At 45.1% G+C, this 7597-nt stretch carries 6 protein-coding genes; 3 read left to right on the top strand and 3 right to left on the bottom strand.

Translation table 11 applies throughout. The annotated features are described in order from the left end of the window. Window positions 1-101: 101 nt before the first annotated feature. From QVP67_RS00865 to QVP67_RS00855, 3 genes are all read right to left on the bottom strand, one after another. The gene (locus QVP67_RS00865) at window positions 102-1211 is read right to left on the bottom strand and encodes a tyrosine-type recombinase/integrase (RefSeq protein WP_022161673.1); all 1110 of its coding nucleotides are present in this window, start codon (window positions 1209-1211) and stop codon (window positions 102-104) included. A 159-nt stretch (window positions 1212-1370) separates the two neighbouring features. Next, window positions 1371-2291 carry a hypothetical protein gene (locus QVP67_RS00860; protein WP_022161672.1) on the bottom strand — a complete coding sequence of 307 codons (921 nt, stop codon included), beginning with the start codon at window positions 2289-2291 and terminating at the stop codon, window positions 1371-1373. Window positions 2292-2343: 52 nt separating this feature from the next. Continuing rightward, complete coding sequence (locus QVP67_RS00855) at window positions 2344-2622, bottom strand: immunity 17 family protein (protein ID WP_022161671.1); 279 nt, start codon at window positions 2620-2622, stop codon at window positions 2344-2346. A gap of 136 nt (window positions 2623-2758) precedes the next feature. On the opposite strand from QVP67_RS00855, the gene QVP67_RS00850 reads away from it, so the two are divergent. From QVP67_RS00850 to QVP67_RS00840, 3 genes are all read left to right on the top strand, one after another. Beyond that, entirely contained in the window at window positions 2759-3592 is an 834-nt protein-coding gene (locus QVP67_RS00850; protein WP_022161670.1) for a helix-turn-helix transcriptional regulator, read from the top strand. 81 nt (window positions 3593-3673) lie between these two features. Beyond that, window positions 3674-6100, top strand: a complete 2427-nt coding sequence (locus QVP67_RS00845; protein ID WP_022161669.1) for a hybrid sensor histidine kinase/response regulator — start codon at window positions 3674-3676, stop codon at window positions 6098-6100. Next, window positions 6075-7379, top strand: coding sequence for a sigma-54-dependent transcriptional regulator (locus tag QVP67_RS00840; protein ID WP_022161668.1), 1305 nt, complete (start codon window positions 6075-6077; stop codon window positions 7377-7379). Before QVP67_RS00845 ends, QVP67_RS00840 begins: the two co-directional genes overlap by 26 nt. Window positions 7380-7597 lie beyond the last annotated feature (218 nt).

The raw sequence follows: 7597 nt of genomic DNA, 5'->3' as shown, positions 1-7597 counted from the left end.
ACATCAAAAATTATTTGGTCACTCATATTCTTTTTAGTTTGTAAAGTTGCTAATGTTATGCTATCAGCCGATTTGGCTGTTATTTTTTCTAAGTATCATATCTATTCCTCTTCTGTCAACAGGTCATCCAACGGGCTTTTGATATTGCTTTTGAATGTATCAGCTATATGTACATATCTTTCCGTTGTCTTAATGTTGTTATGTCCCATAAGCTCCTTTACAATCTTAATGTCAGTGCCTTGCTCCAGTAGATGCGTGGCAAAGGAATGACGTAACAGGTGAGGATAAATACGTTTCGTTATACCGGCTTCAAGTGCGGCAGCCTTCAAACGTTTCGATATGATGCTTTCCGTGAAAGGCTCTCCCGGCCTGCGTTCAAAGAACCACACTTTCGGTCTGTACAGACGATTGTATTCTGCCAACTTCTTCATCAATGGTTTGGACAGCAGGGTATAGCGGTCTTTCCTGCCTTTTCCCTGTCGCACTCGGATCATAAAACGTGACTCACTGATGTCTCCGGGTTTCAAATTCAAAAGTTCACTGATTCTCAACCCGGCGGAATAAAGTATGGAAAACACACAGAAGAAGCGCAGGTCTTTCGCTGTCACATCAAGTATCTTTTTTATCTCTTCCTTGCTTAACACGTCGGGCAGTGTCTTTTCCCGTTTTGCACGGTTCACTTTGTAGCATCGGCGTTCCTGTCCGAGTACCTTCTCATAATAAAACTTGATGGCATTGATTCTCTGGTTCTGCTGGCAAGAGGATATGTTTTTCTCGTGAATAAGGTAAAGCAGATAGTCATTTATCTCACCGGAAGTGATCGTCCCGATGTCACGACCTTTGAAATGTTGCTGGAAATCCCGGAAATAGGATGTATAAACCCTGACAGTATGTCCGCTGTACCGCACCTGCTCCAATTTCTCCAGATAACCTTCCGGAAGAGGCGGACGGCTGTCTTCCTGTTTCCTGGGCCCCAGTTCCCTGATGGAGGAATAGTCGATAAAAGCCATCTTTACATAACGGTCAAAGAATTCCGCAAGCACAAAGTGTTCTTCCGGCAAATAGGCTTTGCCGCCCACAAGTTGAATGCCTTCCTCTTTAGACAAAGGTATCCGCAGGCTGTCATCATCAAAGGCTGCCTCTATGAACTTCCTGCCATACCTGACGGTCGGCGTAAGTTTGATTCTGGGCTTGTTCTGGTATATGTCCATATCAATTCTTTTTTAATTACTGTTTTGGACAATGTTTCCTCTATTAAATAGAGTTACGCAAGATAGGTATTTTTCCCTGATTTTTTGGTACTTTTGTCTGTTAATAAACGATAAACGCAACTCTCGCCTGGGACTTTACAGGCAAAGATGCGCCTCCGTTCAATAGACGTGCACGTACTGTACTTTCCCGTCAAGCAGTTCCACACAGCGGTCGTTGGAAAAACGCAATGTCTCCAGAGTCCGGCCTTCCTTTTTCACTTCCGATTTGTGGTATGGCTCACCCCATGCGGAAATGACCATTTCCCTCGTCATGCCGGTATCGACCTTGCGGAAGGCAATCAGCTTCCCGTATTTCTTGCCGTACCGTTTTTCCAGCTGGCCGATACGTGCAGTGCTTACAAACTCGTACACCTCGTCACCTCCTATAGGAAATGCTTCCACTCGTACACCATCAGCACCCTCCATCAGCAGAAACGCCCCATCACTGTTCATCTTCAGGCCGACGTCCACACAACGATACTCCGCACCTTCAGCCGGGGTGATGACCTGGCCGTCCTCGGTCTCCACACGCTTGGCAAGCGACAGGAATGTCTGCCCGACAAAGCGTTTCAGTTTCTCATAATACCCTAAACAGGTCATGCTCAGCGGATACCTGAACGGGTTATAATACATTTCTTCTCCGCTTTCTTTCTCACGAAGCAGCAGGCAGCATCCTGCCGACAGGTAGTCTGTCTTGGTCCAGACCTTCACCACCTCGTAATATTTTCCGACTACCTCTTTAGCGGGGGTCGAACTGATATTGACCGCCTTGTACACCGTCCGGTCATCCCCGGCAAGGAAGTTGGACGTGTAGAAGGCATCCCAGTAGCCGTCCCTGTCATTTCTCGCCCCGTGCATGTACAGGGTCTGTCCCGGAAGGGAAGCGAAGCTCCGCTTCTCCACGTTCGTCAGGCTGTCATAGGGAAGGGCATTTGTCACCGTGTACTCTTTCAGTCCATCGCTCTTGGGAACGATGTTAAGCTGTGCCTGGGCATACATCGCCGTACACAGGAAGAAGATCATAATTGGAATTGTTTTCATACTCAATCTCTTTTTTATGTTTACAGGTTTCATCTGAGGAAAGAATGTTCAGCTACTTGCCGGAAATAGAGAACAGCAACAAAGCCAGTCCTATCCCGACGGCAAGGATCACCCCCAGCCAGAAACGGAAAGCCTTTGGTCCGAGTGTTTCCAGCCAGAAATTTCCGCCCCAGCTGCCCGGACGTGTATAGGTCCACTTCCATCCGCAGATTATACCCAAAAGCCACAGCAGCAGTATTGCCGCCACTATCAAATAACCGTACCTCGGGCTTGTCTGAAGCAACTGCGGGAAACCGGTTATGAATTCTTTGACCTTTTCAAACCATTCCATAATAATACTTTTAAGAAAACAACGGCATCTGCCGTTTGCAAATTTAACGAAAAGTGCACAGAATCAAAAAGTTTCGGTAACCATTATTTGTTCTGTCATACAGGAAATTATAATTTTGCACAGAAACTTACGAATCATGGAATACATACTTATAGAATCTCTTAAGCACGACTCATTCCGGACACAATGGGAGGCATGGGTACTCGAACTTGCCGAAGCTGTCCGGCAGACAGATATCCGTATTCCACGGACTTGGACCATCCTGAAACCTTTGTCCGAGAACATACAGGCCATGATATGGCTGACAGAAAAACTGAGAAAACTACAATCGGCCCCTTCATTTGAAAACAAGACTGAAACCGCGCTATACATACTGGCAAGTTTCTGTCGGAACAACAGAGTGCTCGGCTACGTAATCGATACCTACATGTACCAATACAAAAACCGTAATGCCCACGGCCTGTTGGTTTGTGCTAAAATTCTTCATGCAATAAGCCCGGAAGAAGAATATCCGCACCTGAACTTCCTGTATAACCTTATGGCCGGAAATGTCATCAGCGAATTCAAACGGCACATGAAAACAAACGATTCTTTCATGACCGAATCCGATTTCCGTCTTGCAGAAAAATATATCCCGGATTTCAAGGGAGCAGGTTTCAGAGAAACAGTCCTTTTGCGGGTTACAGCAAATATGACCGGAGAGGAGCTCGCGAAAAAATGCCACATGTCGAATACCGTATTCCGGGAACGGTTCAAGCATGAATTCGGCATGAACGTATCACAATGGCTACGTGAAAGGAAGAAAAAGAGAATAGCAGGAATGCTAAAAAATCCGGCGATACCGTTATATCGGGTAGCGGAAAACAACGGCTTCAAGTCAGAGTCAACCTTCTCCGACTATTGCAAACGGAATTTTAACAAAACTCCCTTGCAGTTAAGAAAAGAACTGCTTGCCGACACAGTCCGATAAAAATCAGAAAAAATCCGTTAGTAATCAGAACATCACTTCATCGTCACCTCCGTAACTTTGTAAAAATCACGATACAAGGTTATGGAAACGAAAAAAGAAAATCCAATAAAACCTTCGGGTTCCCTGCTAATAAAAATATTTGCCGGTTACACTATCCTGGCACTGCTGGTTATAGGAATCATCGCTGCTTTATGGCATGAAAAAAAGGTTTTTGCGGAAGCAGAAGCGGAAGAGAACGCAATGCTTGCACAACGGGAACTGACCAGCAGGACATTCAAAGCGCTTGTATCACTCTTCCTGGACAACGAATCGGCATATCTGCGTGACATATCGGACCAAAAAGAGTACAATGAAAAAGAAAACAGGGTCTTCTTCATGCTTGATGAACTGAGAAAAGTATATACCGACTCCCTTCAGCAGGCACGCATTGATACAGTCGAGTTCCTGCTCAATCAAAAGCATGACCATATCCGTTCTTTGAAGAATATCCCTTCCGTACTCACACAGATGGACAGTATCCTCTCAAGTCAGCTTCCGGTACTGGAAAGAAAAATGACTTCTTCCGCTACAATATTACATACGGAACCGACGAAACCTGAAAAGAAAAATTTTCTGAGCCGCCTTTTTTCCCGGAAAAGGAAACAGAAGGAAACAGAAACATCAATACAGCAAAAAGCCGGACAAACCGATAACGCCCATAACATCCGAAAGTTCGGGGATGAAATGTACGAGGTACTGGAAAGGCAAAACCGGCTTTTTGAATCACTCGCGGACTCTCTTGAGCATAAGAACCATATTCTCAACCGGAACATCTCCAGACTGATCAATGAATTGGAAAAAGACGCCCTGGAGCGTACTGCAGAACGGCATCAAAGGGTTTCTGAACTTAGGGAAGAAGCATTCGACACAATATGTATCATATCATCAGCAGCCTTATTATGCGCCTTGTTCCTATCCATATTCATAACCAAGGATATACACAGAAAACACCGCAAGAGAAAAGAACTTGAGGACTCAGACCTGCATAACCGTAAAATGCTGGAGATACGCAAAAAGATTATCATCACGCTCTCTCATGACATTCGGGGCCCCCTGAATGCCATCCGGGGAAGTGCAGAGCTGGCAATGGATACCAAAGACAGAAAACGACGAAATTCCTATCTGAACAACATCCTGAGCTCTACTGGACATATCATGCGACTGGTAAACAGCCTTCTGGACCTGTCACGCCTGAATGAGGCCAAGGAAACTCTAAATGAAATTCCATTCCGCTTGAATACCTTCCTTTCAGACATCGAAAAAGAATATGGACGCATAGCCAATGACAAGGGAATAATGCTATCCGGAGACTTTATCGGAACCGACATTACCGTTACCGGCGATGCGGACCGCATAGAGCAGATAATCAGCAACCTGCTGTCCAATGCCATAAAATTTACAGAATCCGGTTCTATTGGATTCTTTGCCATATTCAGAAACGATATTCTGACAGTAACAGTCAGGGATACAGGTATCGGCATGAGCGAAGAAACCTTAAAACGCATATTTTCTCCATTTGAAAGGGCAGCAGTAGAGATTTGTCCTGAAGGTTTCGGACTTGGCCTCTCCATTACAAAAGGACTCGTAACCTTACTGAAAGGAAATATCTCCGTGGAAAGCAAAATCGGAGAAGGCAGTACATTCAAGGTGAGCATTCCGCTGAAAGAAACATCAGAAACAATTGAGGAAAAATGCACAACGCTTCCAGATCCGGCAAAAAGACTTCCACACCGTATCATAGTCGTGGAAGACGATCCTGTCCAGATGGAAATAACACGCGACATCCTGGAAAGGAATGGAGTCAGTTGTCATGCCTGCCAAAATGTAAAAGAAGTGGTCTGTCTTTTGAGAAAAGAGGATTATGATCTGATACTTACAGATATACAAATGCCGGGAACCAACGGCTTCAGCCTGCTCAATCTGCTGCGCAACTCCAATATTGGCAGTTCACGAAGCATTCCGATAGCTGCCATGACTGCAAGAGGAGATGAAGAGAAGGAGAATTTCATCAAGGCTGGTTTCACCGGATGTATCCATAAGCCTTTTTCAAGCCCGGAACTGCTTCTGTTCCTGTCCTCTATTATGGAAAAGATGAACAAGCCTGAATCACAATCAATAGATTTCAGGCCGCTCATATCGGATTCCGGAAACAAACGCAAGGTATTGACAATGCTTGTAAAAGAATCCGAAGCGAACAAGGAAGAACTTGTGGAAGCAATAAGAAATAAGGATAGAATGCGGATAAAGGAGATAATACACCGGATGTTTCCCATGTGGGAAATGCTCGGAATTGCAGAAGAATTGCAAGAATACAGAAACCTTGTCCACGATGACAGCTCCGGAGATCAGGTCATGAAAGAATGGACCTTGAAAATAACAGCCAGCCTTGACAGACTTGTCTCGGCAGCAGAAAATGAGATAAACAGTTTAATCAGACAGGAAAATGAAAAGGAAAATACTGATAGTTGAAGATAACGTAGCCTTGTCCCAACTGCAAAGGGACTGGCTTGAACGTTGCGGTTATGCTGTCACAACCGCCATAGATGAACCTGCGGCAAAAAGAGTACTGAAAGCCGAAAATATTGCCCTGATTCTTTCAGATGTAAGACTGCCTCAAGGAAATGGCATAGAACTGCTTGAATGGATAAACCGGGAACACATTCATATTCCATTTGTGGTGATGACCGAATACGCTTCCTATCCTGACGCGGTGCGTGCGATCAAACTCGGAGCAAAGGACTATCTGGTCAAACCGGTTCACAGGGAACAACTCCTTGAACTTGTGGATACATTCCTCAAGCACATGTCCGCTGTCTGGAACGGTGAAAAGCATCTGTTCAAAAGGACAAGCGCACAAGCCGTAAAATGTGAAAAACAGGCAAAACTGGTCGCTCCATCCGATATGTCGGTACTGATATTGGGGGAAAACGGCACCGGTAAGGAATCGGTTGCGAGGATGATACATAACTACAGCGACAGGCATGAAGCTCCGTTTGTCGCGGTAAACTGCGGAGCCATTCCCGGGGAACTCGCGGCTTCACTTCTGTTCGGCCATGCAAAAGGGGCATTCACCGGAGCTGATACAGCCAGACAGGGATATTTCGACCTTGCAAAAGGAGGGACACTGTTCCTGGATGAAATAGGGACGCTGCCTTATTCCGTACAGTCTGTCCTTTTAAGAGTCTTGCAGGAAAACACGTACATACCTGTAGGGGACAACAAGGAAAGACATGCGGATGTAAGAATAGTTGCGGCCACGAACGAGGATATTCCCAAAGCCATAGCAGAAAGACGCTTCCGTGAAGACCTTTATCACAGACTGGGAGAATTTGAGATAACGCAACCTCCATTACGCCAGTGTTCCGAAGACATTCTGCCACTCGCGGAATTTTTCAGGAAAGAATCTTCCACCAAACTGAGAAGGGATACTGAAGGATTTTCCATAGAAGCCCAGCAGCTTCTCCTTTCCTACGAATGGCCGGGGAACATCAGGGAGTTGCAGAACAAGATAAAAAGGGCCGTGCTGCTGACAGAAAAACCGGTCATCGAACCGGAGTGCATGGATATCGGCATCAATACGAATACCGTATCTGCAAATTCTGTCTATTATGATGGCATGACAGAAGAAAAACTGTCCATCATCAAGGCTCTAAAAGCCACAGGCGGCCACCGGAAAAAAACGGCAGAACTGCTCGGCATCAATCCTGCTACATTGTACCGTAAGATGAACAAATATGGGCTGAAATGAATATTTTTTGCAGTGAATTGCCTGTAATTCCAGCAAAATGACTAATTTTGTAACAGACTGGTCTATTGGCCATGTCTGTATTTTGAAATAAAATATGACGACGCCGCAAAGCGGCTGTCGCCTATTATACATAAGTCGCAAGACGTCTCAGGTAGGAATCTGGTAAATTTAGTTATATCTCAAAATTTCACATCATAATATCTTGTAAATTAATAGTT

Origin of the sequence: Bacteroides sp. CAG:633 (genome assembly GCF_000435115.1) — a bacterium.
GTDB classification, from domain to species: Bacteria; Bacteroidota; Bacteroidia; order Bacteroidales; family Bacteroidaceae; genus Bacteroides; species Bacteroides ndongoniae.
Note: the sequence above shows the minus strand (reverse complement) of the source record. Positions and strands in the feature narration are given on the sequence as shown.

Bases quoted from the DNA above. Each gene is read 5' to 3' on its own strand.
- QVP67_RS00855 (WP_022161671.1), bottom strand. From the start codon at position 2,622: ATGGAATGGTTTGAAAAGGTCAAAGAATTCATAACCGGTTTCCCGCAG.
- QVP67_RS00865 (WP_022161673.1), bottom strand. From the start codon at position 1,211: ATGGACATATACCAGAACAAGCCCAGAATCAAACTTACGCCGACCGTC.
- QVP67_RS00845 (WP_022161669.1), top strand. From the start codon at position 3,674: ATGGAAACGAAAAAAGAAAATCCAATAAAACCTTCGGGTTCCCTGCTA.
- QVP67_RS00840 (WP_022161668.1), top strand. From the start codon at position 6,075: ATGAAAAGGAAAATACTGATAGTTGAAGATAACGTAGCCTTGTCCCAA.
- QVP67_RS00860 (WP_022161672.1), bottom strand. From the start codon at position 2,291: ATGAAAACAATTCCAATTATGATCTTCTTCCTGTGTACGGCGATGTAT.
- QVP67_RS00850 (WP_022161670.1), top strand. From the start codon at position 2,759: ATGGAATACATACTTATAGAATCTCTTAAGCACGACTCATTCCGGACA.